The 20169-nt window shown below is 34.3% G+C and carries 21 protein-coding genes and 1 pseudogene; 9 read left to right on the top strand and 13 right to left on the bottom strand.

Annotated features, from left to right (window positions below; translation table 11 throughout):
- The first annotated feature begins 7 nt into the window (after positions 1-7).
- The 3 genes from ACZ2G0_RS03630 (at position 8) to ACZ2G0_RS03620 (ending at position 2797) form a co-directional block, all read left to right on the top strand.
- Entirely contained in the window at positions 8-247 is a 240-nt protein-coding gene (locus ACZ2G0_RS03630) for a DUF2007 domain-containing protein (protein WP_470309043.1), read from the top strand.
- A gap of 684 nt (positions 248-931) precedes the next feature.
- Positions 932-1363: a ribose 5-phosphate isomerase B gene (gene rpiB / locus ACZ2G0_RS03625; RefSeq protein ID WP_470309042.1), complete on the top strand. Its 432-nt coding sequence runs from the start codon at positions 932-934 to the stop codon at positions 1361-1363.
- 291 nt (positions 1364-1654) lie between these two features.
- Positions 1655-2797, top strand: coding sequence for an ATP-binding protein (locus tag ACZ2G0_RS03620; protein ID WP_470309041.1), 1143 nt, complete (start codon positions 1655-1657; stop codon positions 2795-2797).
- On the opposite strand, the gene ACZ2G0_RS03615 is transcribed toward ACZ2G0_RS03620, so the two are convergent.
- Positions 2798-3073 carry a DUF1294 domain-containing protein gene (locus ACZ2G0_RS03615; RefSeq protein WP_470309040.1) on the bottom strand — a complete coding sequence of 92 codons (276 nt, stop codon included), beginning with the start codon at positions 3071-3073 and terminating at the stop codon, positions 2798-2800.
- 54 nt (positions 3074-3127) lie between these two features.
- Here ACZ2G0_RS03615 and ACZ2G0_RS03610 point away from each other — a divergent pair, with 54 nt between their 5' ends.
- Entirely contained in the window at positions 3128-5251 is a 2124-nt protein-coding gene (locus ACZ2G0_RS03610) for a Tex family protein (protein ID WP_470309039.1), read from the top strand.
- 155 nt (positions 5252-5406) lie between these two features.
- Here ACZ2G0_RS03610 and ACZ2G0_RS03605 read toward each other — a convergent pair whose 3' ends face one another.
- From ACZ2G0_RS03605 to ACZ2G0_RS03575, 7 genes are read right to left on the bottom strand one after another with little or no spacing between them, the layout of a single operon-like run.
- Complete coding sequence (locus ACZ2G0_RS03605; RefSeq protein ID WP_470309038.1) at positions 5407-6423, bottom strand: hypothetical protein; 1017 nt, start codon at positions 6421-6423, stop codon at positions 5407-5409.
- A complete protein-coding gene (locus ACZ2G0_RS03600; RefSeq protein WP_470309037.1) occupies positions 6401-8029 on the bottom strand; it encodes an NAD(P)-binding protein in 1629 nt (542 codons plus the stop codon). The genes ACZ2G0_RS03605 and ACZ2G0_RS03600 overlap by 23 nt, the downstream gene beginning before the upstream one ends.
- Complete coding sequence (locus ACZ2G0_RS03595) at positions 8004-9524, bottom strand: polyamine aminopropyltransferase (protein ID WP_470309036.1); 1521 nt, start codon at positions 9522-9524, stop codon at positions 8004-8006. Before ACZ2G0_RS03595 ends, ACZ2G0_RS03600 begins: the two co-directional genes overlap by 26 nt.
- A complete protein-coding gene (locus ACZ2G0_RS03590) occupies positions 9517-9732 on the bottom strand; it encodes a DUF350 domain-containing protein (protein ID WP_300286662.1) in 216 nt (71 codons plus the stop codon). Before ACZ2G0_RS03590 ends, ACZ2G0_RS03595 begins: the two co-directional genes overlap by 8 nt.
- A 16-nt stretch (positions 9733-9748) precedes the next feature.
- Entirely contained in the window at positions 9749-9931 is a 183-nt protein-coding gene (locus ACZ2G0_RS03585) for a hypothetical protein (RefSeq protein WP_300286664.1), read from the bottom strand.
- The gene (locus ACZ2G0_RS03580) at positions 9919-11118 is read right to left on the bottom strand and encodes a DUF4178 domain-containing protein (RefSeq protein WP_470309035.1); all 1200 of its coding nucleotides are present in this window, start codon (positions 11116-11118) and stop codon (positions 9919-9921) included. Before ACZ2G0_RS03580 ends, ACZ2G0_RS03585 begins: the two co-directional genes overlap by 13 nt.
- Before the next feature lie 3 nt (positions 11119-11121).
- Positions 11122-11484 (bottom strand): S-adenosylmethionine decarboxylase family protein, encoded by a 363-nt coding sequence (locus ACZ2G0_RS03575; RefSeq protein ID WP_470309034.1) that lies wholly within the window; start codon positions 11482-11484, stop codon positions 11122-11124.
- A 135-nt stretch (positions 11485-11619) separates the two neighbouring features.
- Here ACZ2G0_RS03575 and ACZ2G0_RS03570 point away from each other — a divergent pair.
- Positions 11620-11739, top strand: a pseudogene (locus ACZ2G0_RS03570) (S1 RNA-binding domain-containing protein); the annotation flags it as partial.
- An 81-nt stretch (positions 11740-11820) separates the two neighbouring features.
- On the opposite strand, the gene ACZ2G0_RS03565 reads toward ACZ2G0_RS03570, so the two are convergent.
- From ACZ2G0_RS03565 to tatA, 5 genes are all read right to left on the bottom strand, one after another.
- Positions 11821-12384, bottom strand: a complete 564-nt coding sequence (locus tag ACZ2G0_RS03565; protein ID WP_470309033.1) for a hypothetical protein — start codon at positions 12382-12384, stop codon at positions 11821-11823.
- A 170-nt stretch (positions 12385-12554) separates the two neighbouring features.
- Positions 12555-13892 (bottom strand): alpha/beta hydrolase family protein, encoded by a 1338-nt coding sequence (locus ACZ2G0_RS03560; protein WP_470309032.1) that lies wholly within the window; start codon positions 13890-13892, stop codon positions 12555-12557.
- A gap of 32 nt (positions 13893-13924) precedes the next feature.
- Positions 13925-14512, bottom strand: a complete 588-nt coding sequence (locus tag ACZ2G0_RS03555; protein WP_470309031.1) for a YIP1 family protein — start codon at positions 14510-14512, stop codon at positions 13925-13927.
- 2 nt (positions 14513-14514) lie between these two features.
- The gene (locus tag ACZ2G0_RS03550) at positions 14515-14781 is read right to left on the bottom strand and encodes a DUF2089 family protein (protein ID WP_470309030.1); all 267 of its coding nucleotides are present in this window, start codon (positions 14779-14781) and stop codon (positions 14515-14517) included.
- Between the two features lie 192 nt (positions 14782-14973).
- Positions 14974-15147 (bottom strand): twin-arginine translocase TatA/TatE family subunit, encoded by a 174-nt coding sequence (gene tatA, locus ACZ2G0_RS03545; RefSeq protein WP_300288067.1) that lies wholly within the window; start codon positions 15145-15147, stop codon positions 14974-14976.
- Between the two features lie 216 nt (positions 15148-15363).
- On the opposite strand from tatA, the gene ACZ2G0_RS03540 reads away from it, so the two are divergent.
- The 4 genes from ACZ2G0_RS03540 to ACZ2G0_RS03525 all read left to right on the top strand — a co-directional run bounded on the left by ACZ2G0_RS03540 (position 15364) and on the right by ACZ2G0_RS03525 (position 20140).
- Complete coding sequence (locus tag ACZ2G0_RS03540) at positions 15364-15870, top strand: peptidase (protein ID WP_470309029.1); 507 nt, start codon at positions 15364-15366, stop codon at positions 15868-15870.
- Positions 15871-15952: 82 nt separating this feature from the next.
- Positions 15953-17440, top strand: a complete 1488-nt coding sequence (locus ACZ2G0_RS03535; RefSeq protein WP_470309028.1) for a GH3 auxin-responsive promoter family protein — start codon at positions 15953-15955, stop codon at positions 17438-17440.
- A gap of 35 nt (positions 17441-17475) precedes the next feature.
- Positions 17476-19155, top strand: coding sequence for a DUF6909 family protein (locus tag ACZ2G0_RS03530; RefSeq protein WP_470309027.1), 1680 nt, complete (start codon positions 17476-17478; stop codon positions 19153-19155).
- A 7-nt stretch (positions 19156-19162) separates the two neighbouring features.
- Complete coding sequence (locus ACZ2G0_RS03525; protein WP_470309026.1) at positions 19163-20140, top strand: hypothetical protein; 978 nt, start codon at positions 19163-19165, stop codon at positions 20138-20140.
- Positions 20141-20169 lie beyond the last annotated feature (29 nt).

The raw sequence follows: 20169 nt of genomic DNA, 5'->3' as shown, positions 1-20169 counted from the left end.
ACAAAATATGGAAAAATTTATTACAATAGCAGTCTTCGACTACGTCCATGAAATACAAATTTTAAAACATAGATTAGATCAAGAAGAATTACAGTATTTTTTTGAAAACGAAATCATGTCTTCTTTTGCTCCAATGTATTCGAATGCACTGGGAGGAATCAAACTTAAAATTCATCCTAACGATTTTGAAACCGTTAAAACAATTCTACAAGAAATGAAATACGATAACAAATTGAAAATCGTTTAATTTTTTGAAAGTTGTCAACATATATTTAAATAAACAAAAAGAAAAATTAAATTTAAAATCCTTTTTAATGGTTATTATAGTCTGTTAATAGTTACTATAAATTTAGTAGAAAAAGGTTTGAATAGAAGTTATGCTCTTTTATATCGAGTTATTAACATAGTTGTTTATTCTTAAAGTTCTTATTTTCAAACGATATTCAATTTTAATTAACAATGGTTGATAAACTAAAATTAATAGAAAATGTAAATAAGTATTTTTTTAAAAAATGTTGACAAACTACTTTCTAGTATTGATAACTTTTCTAAAAATTAGCCAAACTAAATTAGGTTTTTAAAAGTGGGTTTTGGATTACTCTTTTTAAGTTAAGAACCAAAAAATACTTCTAATATTCTATCCGAACTTATTAACACTGTATGTTAATTTAAAGTTAACTGAATATCAAGCATTTGCGTTTTGCTATTAACAATGCAAAATATTAACATTTTATATTCGAATTATATACTGATTTACAAGGCTTTATATATTTATCATATTTGTTAATAACCTCATAAATTTCTGTATTAGTGGTACTTAAGAGGTTAAAAAAAGAGAATGCATATAATTTAAAAAACAAACAAAAAGCAGACCTATAATATGTAGTTATCTTTTGGTAAATTTGCAAAACACAACTTAACATAATAAAAAATGAAAATTTCAATAGGAAACGATCACGCTGGTCCAGAGTATAAAAAAGCAATTGTTAAAATGCTTGAAGCAAAAGGATACGTAGTTACTAATTACGGTACTGACTCAGTAGATTCAGTAGATTATCCTGATTTTGGGCATCCTGTAGCTACAGATGTTGAAACAGGTAAAGCTGATTTTGGAATTGTTATTTGCGGAAGCGGAAACGGAATTGCAATGACGGTTAACAAACATGCCGGAGTACGAGCTGGTTTGTGTTGGACTAAAGAAATTGCTTATCTAACACGATTGCATAACGATGCCAATGTGGTGAGTATTCCAGCACGTTTTACGTCAATAGAGCAAGCTCTTGAAATTGTAGATACGTTCTTGAACACCGCTTTTGAAGGTGGAAGACATCAAAACAGAGTGAATAAAATTGCTTGTCAATAAGTAGTTTTTTTATAAAGATTATAAGTCGCTGAGTTTCTAAGTTTTTTAAAAGTTGGTTATTTCAATTCTAAACCAGAAGCTATAAAACAATTGAATAACTTGGTTTCATAAATAAATTGAACCGCAAATACATGAATTATAAAAATGTATTTGCGGTTTTTTTATTTTCTATTGACTGAATTAACGTTAATTTAGTCAGTCAACTGACGGTATTAATGTAAATTGAGTCAGTTGACTGACGGTATTTACATTTTTTAAAGTATATTTGATCTATATTTTAATTAGAATGTGATGAAAAGTTACTTAACGAGAGCCATTTTTGACAATTTTAGTAAAAAAGTTTTACCTAATAAAGTATTGATTTTGTTGGGCGCAAGGCGTGTTGGTAAAACAGAATTGATTAAAAATTATCTCAAAACGGTACGCGAGGGAAGTTATCTGCAATTGAATGGTGAAGATATTCAAGATGCTAATTTATTACAAGAGCGTTCTGTAGCTAATTATAAACGTCTATTAACTAATATTGATTTATTAGTAATTGACGAAGCACAAACCATTCCTGAAATCGGTTTGATATTGAAATTGATAGTAGATTCCATTGAGGGTATTAAAATTATTGCAACAGGATCTTCCATATTTGATTTAAACAATAATTTAGGTGAACCATTGGTAGGTCGAAAAAACACAATGTATCTTTTTCCGTTGGCACAAATGGAATTTTCGACTCACGAAAATTTCAAAAAAACCACTGAAAATTTAGAAGAGCGTTTACTTTTTGGAGGTTATCCTGAATTAATGCAATATCAAGACTGGGAGGAGAAGAAAGAGTACTTATTCGAAATTATTAACTCGTATTTACTCAAAGATATTTTAGCTTTTGAAGGCATTAAGCAAGCGGATAAAATATATAATCTCTTGCGATTGATTGCTTATCAAGTAGGTAAAGAAGTTTCAGTGCAAGAATTGGGTAATCAATTGCAAATTTCAAAAAATACGGTGGCAAATTATCTAGATCTTTTGTCTAAAGTTTTCATTTTATTTAAAGTGGAGGGTTTCAGCCGAAATTTGAGAAAAGAAATTGTAAAATCAAGTAGATGGTACTTTTATGATAATGGCATTCGAAACGGAATAATTAATAATTTTAATCGATTGGATGCTCGAAATGATGTTGGTGATTTATGGGAAAATTATTTAGCCGTAGAACGAATTAAAAAACAGCATTATCTTAAAATTCAAACCAATAATTATTTCTGGCGTACCTACGATCAACAAGAACTTGATTGGTTGGAAGAAAGGGGAGATATGCTCACCGGTTTTGAGTTTAAGTGGAATGAAAACAAGAAAGTTAAAGTTCCTACCGCTTTCGCAAAAGCGTATCCAGAGGCAGGATTTGAAGTAATTAATAAGTCTAATTATTTGGATTTTATTCTATAATTATCTTCTTAAATCAAAATGATAAAAGGCATATAATAGTAGCATTTGCAAAATAACTATTCCCAAAAACTTTAGTAAATAACTCCTCTTTGCTGTTTTATGTCTAAAAATTTGCATCGCTACTCCAGAACCAATTGTACCTCCAATCAATACAAAACCTAAAAGTGTACGTTCAGGAATGCGACTTTTTTGGTTTTTGGCTAAGTTTTTATCGTAGCCAATTAGTATAAAAGCAATTGCATTAATAATTAAAAATAGGTAGAATAAAAATGTCATTTAACTTAATTTAAGTTTCAAAGATATTATTTTAGCTGTTCGAAAAAAACTAAAATGACCAACATACAATACATATCCAAGTCGGTTGCTACAGCGGCAATCAATATTCAAAAAACCGTTCAATTATTACAAGAAGATTGTACAGTTCCATTTATTTCTAGGTATCGAAAAGATACTACCGGAAATTTGGACGAAGTGCAAATTGAAAACATAGCCAAGCTTCAAAAAGAGTACGAAGTAGTCGTGAAACGTAAAGAGGCGATTTTGAAATCCATCATGGAGCAAGGCGCGATGAATGAAACTTTGTTTGCAAAAATTGATAAAAGTTTTGATTTACAAGAGCTAGAAGATTTCTATTTACCTTATAAAAAGAAGAAGAAAACCAAAGCCGATGTCGCTCGTGAAAACGGATTAGAACCTTTGGCTAAACTCATCATGGCGCAAAACAACGATGATGTTGATTTTCTTTCGACTAAATATCTAAACGAAAATGTGATCAACGAAGATGCTGCTTTGCAAGGAGCACGTGATATTGTAGCCGAATGGATCAATGAAAATATTTATGTTCGGAAGCAATTGCGTCGCTTATACGAGCGTAAAGCAACGATTACAACCAAGGTTGTTAAAACCAAAAAAGACGACGAAGCAGCCCAAAAATTCAATCAATATTTTGAGTGGTCAGAACCGTTGACCAAAGCGCCTTCGCACCGCTTAATGGCCATGTTACGTGCCGAAAATGAGGGATTCATCAAGTTTAAGGTCGAAGTAGACATTGATGATGCCTATAATATTATTGATGAAGTGATTTTAAAAGGTCAAAGCGCGAGTACGCCACATGTACAATTAGCCATTGAAGACAGTTATAAACGTCTACTAAATCCAGCAATATCCAACGAAGCCTTGCAAGAAGCAAAAGCTAAGGCCGATGCTAATTCGATTCAGGTATTTGCTAATAATTTAGGGCAGTTACTTTTGGCGCCACCCTTGGGAGAAAAACGTATTTTGGCTATCGATCCAGGATTTAGAAGCGGTTGTAAAGTGGTTTGTTTGGACGAAAAGGGAGATTTATTGTACAACGAAAATATCTATCCGCACGCGCCACAGAATGAAACAGCCATGGCGATGAAAAAGATAAAATCGATGGTCAATGCCTATAAAATTGACGCCATATCAATAGGAAACGGAACCGCATCTCGTGAAACCGAATTCTTCATCAAGAAAATTGCTTTTGATAAGCCAGTACAAGTTTTTATCGTTTCAGAGGCTGGAGCTTCGGTATATTCAGCTTCTAAAATTGCTCGTGAAGAATTTCCGGATTATGATGTAACCGTACGTGGCTCGGTTTCGATAGGAAGAAGGCTTTCAGATCCATTGGCAGAGTTGGTAAAAATTGACCCAAAAGCCATTGGAGTAGGGCAGTACCAGCACGATGTGGACCAAAATAAACTAAAAGAAGAATTGGATAACACCGTAATTCGTTGCGTGAATTCCGTTGGAATCAATATTAACACAGCAAGTAAACATTTACTAAGCTACGTGAGTGGAATAGGAGAGAAACTGGCCGAAAATATTGTGAACTATCGTTCTGAAAACGGTCCTTTCGAAAATAGAAAACAATTGAAGAAAGTGCCTCGCTTGGGCGAGAAAGCCTATCAACAAGGAGTCGCTTTTATCCGAATTTCGAATGCTAAAAATCCGTTGGACAACTCAGCAGTGCATCCGGAAGCCTATCCAATTGTTGAAAAAATGGCAAAAGATTTGAAACTAACTGTTAATGATTTAATTGCTAATAAAGAGAAAACGGCCTTAATCAAACCCGAGAAGTACATCACTCCAGAAATAGGTTTACTGACGCTAAAAGACATTATTAAAGAATTAGAAAAACCCGGATTAGACCCGAGAAAAGCAGCTAAAGTTTTCGAATTTGACCCGAATGTAAAAACCATAAAAGACGTAAAATCAGGAATGATTTTGCCTGGAATTGTGAACAACATCACCAATTTTGGTTGTTTTGTAGATATTGGAGTCAAAGAAAGTGGTTTGGTTCACATCTCTCAACTCAAAGCAGGCTTTGTAAGCGATGTTAACGAAGTAGTGAAGTTACACCAACATGTAACCGTAAAAGTAACCGAAGTCGATGAGGACAGAAAAAGAATTCAATTGACGATGGTGATTTAAGAAAAGTACTTGATAAAGTTAAGCCACAATAAAACTCTCTGCAGTTTGTCTCGCTGAAAGCGTCTCAGCAATTGTGAATAGTAAGCGTAGAGACTCTTTCAGAGTGACAAGATTGGGATTGGATCACTTAAAAAAGGCATATGTTTTTGAATAATTTAAGCTTTCTTACTTTTCCAAATAAAACCGTCTAAAAGGTAATGCGTAAATTGAGGCACCGTAAGCAAAGGAACAATCAAGAAATACCAATTTGAAAAGTTATGTTTTGTTCCCGAAAATTGTTCATTCCAGACCATGAATTCCCATAGATATTCTTCGGAAAAAGCTATAACAGCTAGAATGAATAGAAAAATAAAAACACCTTGAAAGTTCTTCAAAAAATGCATCCAGCCCAAATCTGAGGTTGGTTTTTTCTCAATTTCGCTAAGGTAGATCAATGCGATATACGGAATTCCGTGAGAAACAACGTTGAGTAGTGTAAAAACCAAATCGTTATTAAAATATACAATTCCAAAATACCAGGACAGTATTGTACCTAAGATAATAGCGTTTTTTGGTATGTTGAACGATTTGGTTTTTAGGGTTAAATAAATTGTTCGAAGAATATAAAATAACAGGATTCCACCATAAATCCATGCTAGGATTTCAAGCAAAAAGGGATTTTCAAATTGGAAAAATTCATTTGCTACAAACCAGTTGAATTTTCGCGTAGGCGACAAAAACCAAAACAACATGGGATAGATCGTCGCGGTATAAATAATTAAATTATCGATCCAAGCCCATTTTTTCGGCTCGTTGCGAGCATACAATCGCATGAAGCCATATTGTTGTCGAATGAAATGGAATACGGCGATATACGCTAAAACAGACCAGAAAACCGCACTGCCAAATGAGAACAAAAGCATACCAATAACAAAACAAATTATAGGCAGTCCTATTAAAAGTTTTCTTCTTTTTTGGAATTCTGATGCTACGAAATAGGTTTTAAACAAGGTTGCATATACATGTGCGACATCAATAAAAACAATTAGAAAAAGCCACGTATAAAAAGAATAGTGTTCTTCAATAACCTTGAGTTGATTTTGAAACAAAAACACTATTGCTACCACCAAAAAGGAGGGAAGCAAGATAAAAACGCTATCAGTTTTGGCTTTATGAATCCATGGTTGTTCCATCAATCATTTGGTTTACGGCGTTAATTCCTTGGTGAAAAGCTTCTTCAAAAACTGAAATTCCGGCCAAGTCGGTATGAGCAAAGTAGATTTTATTGTCGATGGGTTTGGCTGCTTCTTTTTTGGCTTGACCATAAATAAAACCAGGAACAGGACTTACCATTCCGTGACCTAAAAGGTGAATTTCGATGCTTTCTGTGTTTTCTTCGATAGTTGGATGGGCAATTTTTAGATCATTAAAGACCACTTGTTTCCAATATTCTTTTGGTTTTTTGTACAAGTCTCGTCTTGTCTTTTTTAAATCAGAGGACGAAAAACTATAATAATACGTAATCACTTTTTTATCCTGAATTTGCTGCAAGGACTGGTGTTGGTCATACACATAGCCCAAGCCTTTTGAACCATAAATCACATTGTCCCAACAAAGCGGAAAGCTATTATTATCAATAAGATCAGACACAACCAGAGTCGCCAACATCCAAGGCGTGTAATTAAACTGTGCGGCTAAATTTTTTCTGTTTTCTAAAAGGTATTGATTGACAAATTGTGGAGTTGCCAGCACAATTTTATCTGCAGTAATGGTAGTTGATGTTTTGGTTTTATTGTCAAAAACAGTGGCTACGGCTTTTTTTCCGTCAATTTTGATGTTGTACACCAAATGATTTTTCAACGATTTTGCAACCACATACTTCTGTAAATGCTGTGCCAATCTCGCATTTCCTTCGGGCCAAGTAAGTACGGTATCGCCTTTGTTTGGACTTGCATTTTGCTTTCGACCTGCAAAATAATGGATTCCGGCGTAGGCAGAAACATAGTCAATTCCCAATCCAAAATCGTCTTTGCAGCAGTAATCGATATAATCAAATAGCGGTTTTGAAGTAAAATTATTCGAGACAAACCATTGTTGCATTGTAACCGAATCCAATGCTTTTACTGTTTCATTTGTTGCCGATTGCGAAAGCGGAATCATAAACCAAAACTTTCCGTTGGGGTCTTTTTTTGTTCGAAAATCATCCATTAATTTGAAAAAACGAATGAGTTCTTCATCTTCTAGAACTGAATTTCCTTGTTTTGGAACCAAACCTTCTTGCCAATTATTTTTATAAAATAGTCGTTCATCGGGAGCGAAAGTGAGTTGGGTTTCATCAAATTCAGGGTAACCGTTGGCATCATAGCCCAAAATAATTTTCTCTTCGGCAAGAAATTGTAATAATTCTTTGTCCTCCAAATTTGGCAATGGTAAATAGTGCGCGCCCAAGGGATATTTGGAGTATTTATTTTCGCCATGAGACGAATTTCCTCCTAAATGGTCTTCCAATTCGACCATCAAAAAATCGGTTATTCCTTTTTTTGTCAATTGTCTGGCAGCGCTTAAACCCGATATTCCGCCACCTACAATCAAATACGGAATCGAAATTTCCTTGGTTGGTTTCGGGAAATTTTGAACTCTCAATTTATGTCCCAAAATATGATTGGTACCCGATAAACGAATCAACAAAGTGATGGCTTTTTCTTTGCACGCATCCAAAAACGGAATAATAAGCAAAGAAGCGGCTATCGATTTGAAGAACGTTCTTCTCGAATTATTGTAATTTTCCCCATTCTTCATCAAAATAGCGTACTAGGATTTGGTTGTCTAATCGGTTGATTTCGATATTTTTCGAAAGCATATCTTCGGAGAAATAGTTGAATTTTTCGAACTGATAATTGTAAAATCGAAGGCTATCTACCTTTCGATTCACAGTGTTAAAGGTACTGCCAAAACCGTTGATAGCTATGGTATATCCCCATTCTCCAAACGAAGGTACATAGGCATGATACGCATCAACCTGTGGAAAAACCTGCATCACAGTTTTGTTGATACACCAAAACGATTTAGGGGCAAAGTAAGGTGAAGTCGTTTGTATAACGACAACAGCATCTGGATTCAATGATTTTTGAACGGTTGCATAAAAGTTGAGTGAGTACAACTTTCCCAAACTATAATTAGACGGGTCTGGAAAATCGATAATCACTACATCAAATTTTTCGGTGCAATTTTTTGACCAGATGTAGGCGTCTTTGTTGTAAACGGTAACCTTAGGATTGTTCAAGGAATTTTGATTAAAACCTTTCAAAATTGCGTTGGTTTTGAACATTCTGGTCATGCCTTCGTCCAAATCGACTAGGGTTATTTTTTTAACCTCTTTGTATTTTAAAATTTCTCTAGCAGCAAGACCGTCGCCACCGCCTAGAATTAGTACGTTATCTACTTTTTTGGCCATCGACATAGCAGGATGTACCAAAGCTTCGTGATAGCGGTATTCGTCAGCAGAACTAAATTGTAAATTGTTGTTCAAATACAAGCGATAATCGCTTTTGTTGTGCGTCAAAACAATGCGTTGGTATGCCGTAGTGTTGGTATAAATGATGTTTTCGCCGTACAATTTGCCTTCAGAATAGGCCAATATTTTATCTGAGAATATAAAAACCGTTAATAAAATCAAGAACGATACAATTGCTTTACTCTTTAAGAAATAAACTTTTTTCAGTTCTTTTTTCAATAAGAAACATAAGGCAATGGCGATAGAAATATTGATCATTCCGAAGAATAGGGACGTACCCATAATACCTAATTTGGGCACCAAAAACAATGGAAAAAGAACTGATGCCAACAAAGCACCAATGTAATCGAAGGTAAAAACATTCGAAACCAAATCTCTAAATTCGACTTTGTCCTTGAGAATATTCATCAACAACGGAATCTCTAATCCTACCAAACAACCGGTTACGAAAACCAAGAAATAGAGCAGGAGCTGAAACGAATACACACTTTCAAACAATAAAAATAAAACTACCGAACTTAGTCCACCAATCAGTCCGACTAGTATTTCGATTTCGACAAAAGTATTGAGTAAGTTCTTGGTCAGGAATTTCGAAAAATAAGAACCCACGCCCATCGAAAATAGATAAACACCAATGATAAATGAAAATTGCTTGACCGAATCGCCCAATAAATAACTCGCCAAAGTACCCGCAACAAGTTCATACACAAGTCCGCAGGTGGCAATGGTAAATACGGCAAATAGCAGTAAATATTCGAATTTCAGAAAATTTTTACCCATGAATCGCGGCACTAATAATCATTGAAATTCCAATGATAAAGGCAGCAAAAACAATTGCTAGTGCCACATTATTGTTTTTTGAAATTTCGTTCCAAGTATTCTCTGGAGTAAGTTTTTCGATAATAAAATACGCAATCAAAAGAATTACGATTCCTAAAAGTGAGAAAACAATAGAAGCTAAAACGGGTTTCATTGTCAATATTTCCATGATGTTGCGGTTTTAATTATTTATGATAAAAATGGTTGATAGAACTACGGTTTCCTTGAGTAGGTCTATAATTTTCGGTTGTTTCGCAATCGCATATTTGGTTTCCGTTTGTATTATAGTACATGTAAATACCATAAAAGCACAAGCCAATAAGTAGCGAAAGGTAATTTGTTTTGATAAAATCGGTTATTCTTCCCATCGTTTGTTTTCAAAATTTTGGTTGAGGTAATACATTCCAATAACAAATACAATCATAAAAATAAAGGTCATATAGACATTTCTATACGATGGTTTAGACCATGATGCGCTTATTTGTAAGGATTGATTTTGCACATCTTCTGGCGCCTTCATAGGTGTAATGGTCAAATGGTACTTTCCTGCGGCTACACCACAAATATTAAACTCATTTGTTTCACTTCCTTCAGTCCAGTTTTCACCATCGGTATAACCGTGATAATACTCAATATCCTTGTTGGCATAAGTTTCTTCGCCCGTATTTTCATTAATCAAAGCTAGTTGAACATTAGCCCACGAATTATTAACATTGGTATGAACTCTTACAGACAAAGGTGCTGAACTTCCTTTTAAATTAAAGGCTGGCGTTACATATTCTTTGTTGGTGTATTGGTCAAAGGACATTTCAGTATTCAAAACATTTTGTTCTACACGACCCAAATTCATGTACCAATGGCTCACTAAAATCACCATTGCAACCGAGGCGCAGATCAATCCCAAATTGCGAATATTGAATATAAAAGGCTGTACTTGACCAATACCCGTTTTTTTATCTAGATCAGTTGTATTAAATGCTTTTTTGATCGCGCTTCTAGAGATATGTTTTCCATAAAAGCAGGTTTGCTCTTTGCCTAATTTTTCGAAAGAAAGCATTAAGGGTGGATTTATATATTCGATAATTTCGAATTTCGAGTAAATATCAAAGTCAAAAAATCCTTGAGCGGCAACTAGTGTTGGGTAACAATAATTGTAGCGGTCATAAATTATATCTTGATATTCCACTGTTTTCGGGTGATTGCCAACTTTTTTATCAAAATCAATTTGGTTTAAAAGTACCCAATGTCCGTTTGATTCCGATAGGTACAAGTACTCTCCTTTTTTACTTTCAAGAATGTATTCCGTCCACTCGTATCCGTTGCTTGATTTTATTAGTAGACCAGTAACTTGATATTCGATACCATCAAAATTTGCCTTTGAACCTACTTTAAATTGGTATTCATAGTAGTAAGGTTTTGATTTGTTAAAGTATTTTAATCCTTCGCTGCGGGTGTTCTTATACGTGTACACGCAATGCGGACATGCGAAAGATTCGACCTCAAAAAGAACCTCTAATGTTGTTGTGTTATTGCAATTAAAGCAAGTTACTTTCATACCCTATCTATTAATTTCGAAATCTTTAAGTACCACTGCTTCAAAATAAGCAATATAATCTGCCGTAATATCCTTTACTTTTTGTGTGTTGTCCTGCAAATAATTGCACAAATACACATCCAAAGTCAGTTGTCCAAACTCAGGCCAAGTATGAATGCAAATATGAGATTCCTTCAAGCAAATGGCAATGGTAAAACTATCATTATCAAAATCATGCACACTGATGCCTACTTTTTCCAGTTCGTATTTCAACAACAAACCTTCAGAAAAAGCTATAAATTTTTGGCTCGAAGTAAGGGTATCCAACTTTGTTACCTCGAGGGTAACCAATTTGTGTAAACCAGGAGAATACGGAATTTGATTCATTTATAAAGTTATAACAGCAAAAATATTTTGGGTACTAAAATACTGTATTTTTTGAGAATGCAAAGCGTATTTTTATTGTTTCATTAATTAGCTCTAGTTACTTGACTAGGTAAGAGCTCTCGACTGTTTTGATCACTCAAAGCAGGCTTTGTAAGCGATGTTAACGAAGTAGTGAAGTTACACCAACATGTAACCGTAAAAGTAACCGAAGTCGATGAGGACAGAAAAAGAATTCAATTGACGATGGTGATTTAATAATTGAGTCACTACAAGTATAAAAAAAACCATCTTTAGTAAAGATGGTTTTTTTGTTCTATATCAGTATTAGAAATCTATTTACAAAAACAACATAATCAATGTCAACACAATTCCAGCGGCTGTAAAATACATTCCTTTTTTGAAAATGGTCGTTTTTGGTGTAAACATCCAGAAGGTTGAAATCACAAAGAAAAATAGCGACAAGCCAAAAAATACGTTCAAAAAGAAAAGCGGTTCACCAGTTTTTGCTTTGTGCAAATGGTTCATTTTTTCGATTATAAAAGGTTGGCTTGTGGTTTTGTAATCGGTAGCTCCTGTTTTTTTATTGTACGTTCCTTCTTTGAAAAAGACGATATCTCCTTCTTCACGTTCTGCTTTTAATTTTTTAAGATGCAATTCTTTTCCTAAATCTTCCTCATTCAAATTGGGAGCTATGGTTTTTACAATATTCTTTTCTTGTTTTAGAAAATCGGTATCTCTAAAAATTAAGATAATCCCACTTAAGGCATAAACGGCCATTATTCCCGCAAGAAAAAAGCCCAAATATCGGTGTATGATGCGCATTAAATTACTTGATTTCTTCTTTTTTGTCATGGCTGCTACAATTTTAAGTATTATTTTGCTTTTTTGAAGTGCAAACATACATAATTAAGATTAATTCTAAATAAGAGTTTTGTAATTTTTTTGAGCAATGTTTAATTTTTTTAATGACCATTAAATTAAGAATATGATTCGTGGTTTTTTTAGAGTCCTTTTTCGAATTACCATGCGATTAAAAATAAAAAAGTCTCGATTTGCTCGAGACCTTTAGGTTATAATTTCAAAATCCAGTTACTCATTTTATCAAGTACTTTAGGTGAAATGGTTTGTTCTATTTCTCCATATTCAGAGAATGCACCCGTTTTAGATTCTTGAAACAGATGGTTCATACCCTCGAATTCGTAGGTTTCAAAGTTTTTATTTTTAGCTTTAGTTAGTGAATTTTTAATGGCAGCTAAGTTTTCTTTAGCTGGTACTTGAAAATCCAAACTTCCGTTAATTGCTAATACAGGTATTTTAATTTTTGATAAGTACGTATCAGGGTTAAAACTTATAAAGTATCGGAACCAAGAATTTTTCAATTGATTAACTAAATCTTCGTTTGCTTTTTGACCGTCACTTTTTAAAAACGATCGTAAGTCTTCTTCATAAGTAGTTCCTTTGTAATTTTTTATAAAATTATAAATTGTAGCGTTCGTTTTTTTATTTTCTTGTAAATCAGCTTCGTTCATACCGGCTAATTTCCCCGCTAAATAATTTTGCTGCAACAACAATTCATCAACAGCTGCGCCTGGACCAGCCATTAAAACCAAAAACTTTACCTCTTTAGAATTAAGAGCAACCATGGGTGCAATCATGCCGCCTTCACTGTGACCTAATAAACCAATATTAGTAAAGCCCTTATCTGTTAAAAAATGTACTGCAGCTGTAATATCAGTGGCAAAATTAGCCGAGGTATCATTCTTAGTTCCTTTGCTAGAACCACCAATACCGCGATCATCAAGACGTAGTGTAGCAATTCCTTTTTTTGCAAAATCATCAGCTATTACCGCAAATGGTTTGTGGTCAAAAAGTTCTTCATCGCGATTTTGACTTCCAGAACCCGTTATCATAATTACAACTGGATTTGATTTACTAAAATTTTTTGGTGTTGAAAGTGTTCCAGCTAGACTGTTTTTGTCAGTTGAATTTACAAAACTAACTTCCTCAGTTTGGTAATTAAAAGGTGCTTTTGGAGTTTGCGGCCTCATAACGGTAGGAACATTTTCACTTTGTCGAGTTAAAGTCATTGGAAATTCCATTCCACCTTGTTTGAAGGTTCCTTCGATAATAGTAGCATTCAATTTTCCTGAATAACTCAAACCCAGTGCGGGTGCATTTATTGTTACTAAATTATCGACAAATGTTGTAGTACCGAGTGGTATGTTTTTCGCCCCTTGTTTTGGGCTATCCATTGTAGACACTAGTCCGTTTGAATCTTTTTTAATATGAAAGCTAAGTGGTAACGTCATTCCTTGAACGCTAAGTTCTCCTGACCACGAACCGGTTATTTCTTGAGCAAAAAGGATTTGCATACTTAGGAGCGCGATAATTAATAGTTTTGTTTTCATAATGATAGTTTTTGTTTGTTAAGGCGGCTGAATTAAAGATTTAAATAGTGAATATATATCTGGTGAAATAAAGTAAATAAGAACAGAAATAGGATAAACAAGCCAATATGAAGCCCCTTTTTTAAGTTGGTCGCTGTTTTAAAACCATTGTAGATCAGCACAAAACCATATACTATTAGGGTAAGCATTAAAATGATTCCAATTAAAAAAGGAACGATGGCAATTGTATTAAAATCTAAAGAGGGAACCGCTTCATTGCTGGTATTAACGGTTTTGGCCATTGTTTCAAGTCCGCTAAATTTGATGCACAGCAACACTAAAAAGTTAGGTGCTTGCGACAATAAAACGGTGTTAACGATATCTACAAAACGCGTTTTTTTATTAAAGAGTAGCGCTAGTAAAAAAAGAAATAAAGTTGTGGTTGCCATGCTAATGGTCACATAGATAAATGCATTTGCCAACAAAAGATCTGGTTGCGGAGAAAAATGAAAAATACTATCCATTTTTGTGGAAGTATAAAAACAGACTACTGAATTAACAATAAAAGACAGGATTCCAATTGCGAGTAATTGCTTTTCGGAAAATTTTGAAAACGGATTAAAAACGGTTTGCCAAGTCATGATTACGATTTTAAATTTTTTATTTTTTCAATAAGGTCGTCCATTTTATTTCGTATTGTGGGGTAGGAGTTGCCCGCTTGCTTGGCCATTTCCTTAATACTACCACTGCTTAGAAAAAATTCTAGGACAAAATCTTGCTCCTCTCGCTTTAATTTTAAATACAAGGGTAAATCGTAATTTCCGTTAACTTCGGTTTCGCATTGGTCACATTTCATTTGGCTTACACGCAATGAATTCTCGCAGCTGGGACAAACAATTGGTAGTTTCATTTTAATAAAGTTAAAATTATTTTAAACAAAGTTAAATATAATTTTCTTTTATTCGTGTTTTTTTGCCTTTTTTGATATTATTATTTTTTAGAAGCTAAAAATTGGGCACAAAAAAATCCCAAACACCAGTATTTGGGATTTGGGATTAACTTACTTAAACCGTTAAATGTGTTTAAATAGAATCGTTAGATTTTACTCTTTAGTATCTTCTTTTTTATCAGCAGGCTGATCTTCCTTTGCGGCATTTTTGAATTCTTTAATTCCGCTTCCTAAGCCTTTCATCAATTCTGGAATTTTTTTACCTCCAAAAAGTAATAAAACCACTGCCAAAATAACTAGGATTTCTGTAACACCAAATCTTCCCATGATTGAATAATTTATTGCCGAAGCAAATTTGTAATTAATGTAGGGACAAAGGTAAATAGAATAACGATACCTGCATTCATTTAACCGTAAATATTTAAAGCGTGTAAAGTTAAAAATATATTAAAAACAACTTATTATCGCTGCTCCTAGGCAAACTATGGTACTAAAGTACTACGCTTGACTTAAATTATTATATTTGTCATATAAAGAAAAATTATGTCCAAGAAACGATTAAAAAGAAAGAAACTTCACAGTAAATTATTCACTAAAAACCGCTTGGTTATCTTGAATGAAGACACTTTTGAGGAAACCTTTTCTTTAAAGTTGACCTTGATGAATGTTTTTGTAGTCGCTACTCTAGGAGCAATTTTACTTATTTCGATCACTATTTTTATTATTGCCTTTACTCCTTTACGGGAATATATTCCTGGATATTCCTCTACCAAACTAAAAAAGGATGCCACTATTTTAGCATTAAAATCCGACTCTTTAACGAACGCCTTAAAGAAAAACGAAGCCTATATTCAATCTATTCAAAAAGTATTAAACGGACAGTTGGAGTATGCTAAATTCAATAAAGATTCGATTTTAGCTGCTTCTGAAGAACCGGTACCACCATTGAAATTGACCGCATCTGAGGAAGAATTACAATTAAGAAAAGAAGTGGAAATAGAGGAAAAGAAAGCACTTACCACTAAAAGCAAAAAGAAAAACACTAAATAATTTTTGACGTAAAAAATAGCGCTAGCGCTCCCATTGATTAAACCTTATTTTGTGTTACGCACGTTACAAATCAACAACCATCATGTCTATAAAAGCAATAGCAGCAAAACTCTTTGCTAATCATATTTACAAAAAAACACAATCCTGGGCCAATAATCCTGTAGCTACGCAGCAGGCTGTTTTTAATCAGTTGATTAAAGAAGCTAAGGAAACTGAATTTGGTAAGGATCATAATTTTGGTACTATTACAACCTATGCTGATTTTGCAAATCAAGTTCCTATTAGAGATTATGAAGATCTAAAACCATATGTTGAAAAGGTGGTTGCCGGGCATGAAAATGTGTTATGGAAAGGCAAACCACTTTATTTTGCTAAAACCTCAGGAACAACCTCAGGAGCAAAATACATTCCGCTTACTAAGGAATCGATGCCCTATCATATTCAAGCCGCTCGAAATGCAATCTTACATTATATCCATGAAACCGGAAAGGCAGATTTTGTAGATGGCAAAATGATTTTCCTTCAGGGAAGCCCCATTTTAGAAGAAAAAAACGGAATTCAGTTTGGCCGCTTATCGGGTATTGTGGCGCATTTTGTTCCTAAATATTTGCAAAAAAACAGGATGCCTTCTTTAGAAACCAACTGTATTGACGATTGGGAAGCTAAAGTAGATGCAATTGTAGGCGAAACTTTCAATGAAAACATGACCGTAATTTCAGGAATTCCGTCTTGGGTACAAATGTATTTTGAGCGCTTAGAACAAAAAGGAGGGAAGCCTGTAGGTGAGATTTTCAAAAATTTCAACTTGTTTATCTATGGTGGTGTCAATTATGAGCCGTATCGCGCCAAGTTTGAAAATCTTATTGGACGAAAAGTGGACAGCATCGAATTATTTCCTGCTTCGGAAGGATTTTTTGCCTATCAAGATTCACAGCAGGAAAAAGGAATGCTGTTGCTATTGGATGGCGGTATTTTTTATGAATTTATCAAAAGCGATTCTTTTTTCACAGATAACCCTAGACGGTACACCATTGGCGAGGTAGAGCTTGGCGTTAATTATGTTTTAATCATCTCGACAAATGCAGGACTTTGGGGTTATAACATCGGAGACACGGTTCAGTTTACCTCATTAAAGCCCTACCGCATTATCGTATCCGGAAGAATTAAGCATTACATATCAGCCTTTGGCGAGCATGTGATTGGTAAAGAAGTCGAAAGTGCTTTGCAAGAAGCCATGGAGGGAACTACTGTTCGTGTGAACGAATTTACGGTGGCACCGCAAATAAATCCAGCTAGCGGCTTGCCTTACCACGAGTGGTTTATAGAATTTGAGCAGGAACCGGAGAACATATCTGCTTTTGCAGAAGCGATAGATACTGCCATGCGCAAACAAAACATCTACTACTACGACCTGATTGTAGGTAACATTCTGAAAAAAGTGGTTATTACGGCTGTGGCCAAAAATGGTTTTCAGGATTACATGAAATCAATTGGTAAACTTGGCGGACAAAATAAGATTCCAAGACTGTCAGACAATAGGAAAATCGTAGATTTATTAAACTTGAAATAAAACACCTACCTTTGCAGGTTAGAAAATTATAAGAAATGAAAGAAACTAAAAACATATCACGCTCTAGAGCGCAAGAATCATCAGCAGCAATTGAGAAATTATACATTACCATGCGTCATTTATTTAACCGTGGATTTTATAAACCAATGGGAATCTCGGGTGAAACTTTGCGCGAAGCATTATTAGCGTTACGCCCTGAAATTTACGGGAATATAGCCGAAGAAAAAGTAGAATTAAACGGATTATTATACGTTATAGAAAGACTACCGGTAGGAATTGAAGAATGTCGTTTTATCAATTTAACTTCTGATGAAGGGTATTCTAGATCGCACTTTAAAGCGATTGTCCCTCCTAAGAGAAGACGTAATTGCTATAGAATTGACGAGGAGCAAATGAATGTTGAAATTACTCGTGGTCGATCAGACATTTACGATATTTTAACGCATTTAACATTTATCTTTATTGAGTCTCACAAAATACGAAACAGAGTTTTGTTAGATGATGCAGGCGAAGTTTCTCGTGATTGGATGAAACTAGAGCAGGCTGTCGCTCAAACCAAAAAACTGCCTTTAATCGAAAAAGAGAAAGCAATTTCTCATGCAGCAAATATTTTAGGTAGAACTTTTGAAGAGGTTTTAAACATTTATGACGCTTTTGGGTCAGAGGCTGCTCCTGATCGTTTTTTACACGTTATTTATTGGTTAGGGAAATTAGCGATTGATGAGATTGTAGATAACAACAAGCGTACAATTACTTTTAGTCCTATTTTAAGAGAACGTTTGGGACACCACATTCACGGAGAGATTTGGGCTACCAATATCAAAGAAGTTTTAAAAGAAAACGGTTTATTAGAGCGACCTATACATGTTATTAGTGCCAACATGCACTCCGTTATGAACTCTATTTTTGCTACTACGGTACTAAAAACGCAGTTCAAGGACAAGCCTGATTTCTTTATTTACGAAGAGTTAAGTAAGTCAGGCGCGCATGAGGTGCGAAACAAAGTAGAAGAAGTAGCGCTGAAACACGGTATGATCTCCATACCCGATGCGTCAGGAACCAATATTGATGTGCAAATTTTTGACACTGCTAAGATTAACTGGGCGAAGTCGTCGTTTCCTAATGCAAAATTCGAAGGACAAGAACCAGTGTTAATTGTAATGGATTATGCCTTTGGTGAGCAAGCTTATGAAACCATTGATGAGCTGCTTAAACCATTCAAGAAAAACATCTTGTTGAATGTCGAATCAGTATCGATCATGGGTAAAGCCGGAATTCTAGAAGGTGGAAAAGGGGATATCATGATTCCTAATGCCCACATCAACGAAGGAACAGCTGATAATTATTGCTTCGAAAATGAATTAAGTGCAGAGATGTTCGAAGGCAATGACATTGCGGTTTTCGCGGGTCCGATGGTTACGGTTTTGGGAACTTCATTACAAAATAGAGATTTACTTAAATTCTTTCACGAGTCAACTTGGGGTGTTATTGGATTAGAGATGGAAGGATCTTATTACCAAAAAGCAATTCAGTCGGCTTCGAAAATCAGAAAAAGTGTTCCTCAAGATATTAAGGTTCGATATGCCTATTATGCATCAGATAATCCTTTAGAAACGGGAAGTACATTGGCTTCAGGAGGTTTAGGAACGACAGGAGTAAAACCTACTTATTTGATTACCATTAAAATATTGGAACAAATTTTCAATTCTAAATAACTAAAGAATGAGTACAAACGAACCCCAAAACCAAGACAATCAAGAGATTGATTTATTCACGCTTTTTACTAAAGTGGGTGATTTTTTTCAATGGATCAATCGGATGTTGTTTCTTGCAATTCATTTTTTTGTAAAAAACATCATCGTTGTCATTGTTTTGATTTTGCTAGGTTTTGGGGTGGGATTGTATTTAGACAAAACCAAACAATTGTATGATCACCAAATCATAGTCGCACCTAATTTTAAATCGACGGATTATCTTTATGCCAAAATCGATTTGTTAGCGACCAAGATTGCTGAAAAAGATTCCGTTTTTTTTAAAGGAATGGGAATTTATAACTACCAAAATTTACTGCGAATTAAAATTGAACCTGTTGTAGATATTTATAAACTCATTAGTAGTAATGAGCAAAATTTTGAATTACTTGCATTACTAGCGCAAAACGGAGATTTAAAATCAGTTGTTAAAGAGACCACTACTAGCAAAAACTACAATTTTCATACGATAATCGTCTCAACTAATGGGAAAACCAGTCAAAAACAGCTAATAGATCCTTTATTAGTTTATTTAAATACAACCGCCTACTATAAGGATATCCAAAAAATTGCCATTGGAAACATTCAGGAAAAAATTAAAGTAAAAGAGAACATCATTGTACAAATTGATGAAATAATTAATTCCTATTCTACAAATAAGGCCGTGGTCAGTAAAAATGATAAGATGATTTATTACAACGATAATAATCAGCTAGACAATATCATTAAAACTAAGGATACGCTCGCGAGCACAATGGCGGCTTTAAAAATTGAATTATTCAATTCCAAGAAAATTATCAACGATAGTTCGACAGTTTTAAACGTCAAAAACGACAAATTCACTAACGGAAAATTCAAATTTTTGCTACCCTTGTTGTTTATAGGACTATTTATAGTATTGAGACTCTTTTTATCTTTTTATAAAAGTCAATCAGCCAAATACGCCTAAAACTAATTGATTCGTGTAGGGCCTAGTAA

Source organism: Flavobacterium sp. KKT103 (genome assembly GCF_055640565.1).
This window is presented reverse-complemented; position numbering and strand designations above follow the sequence as displayed.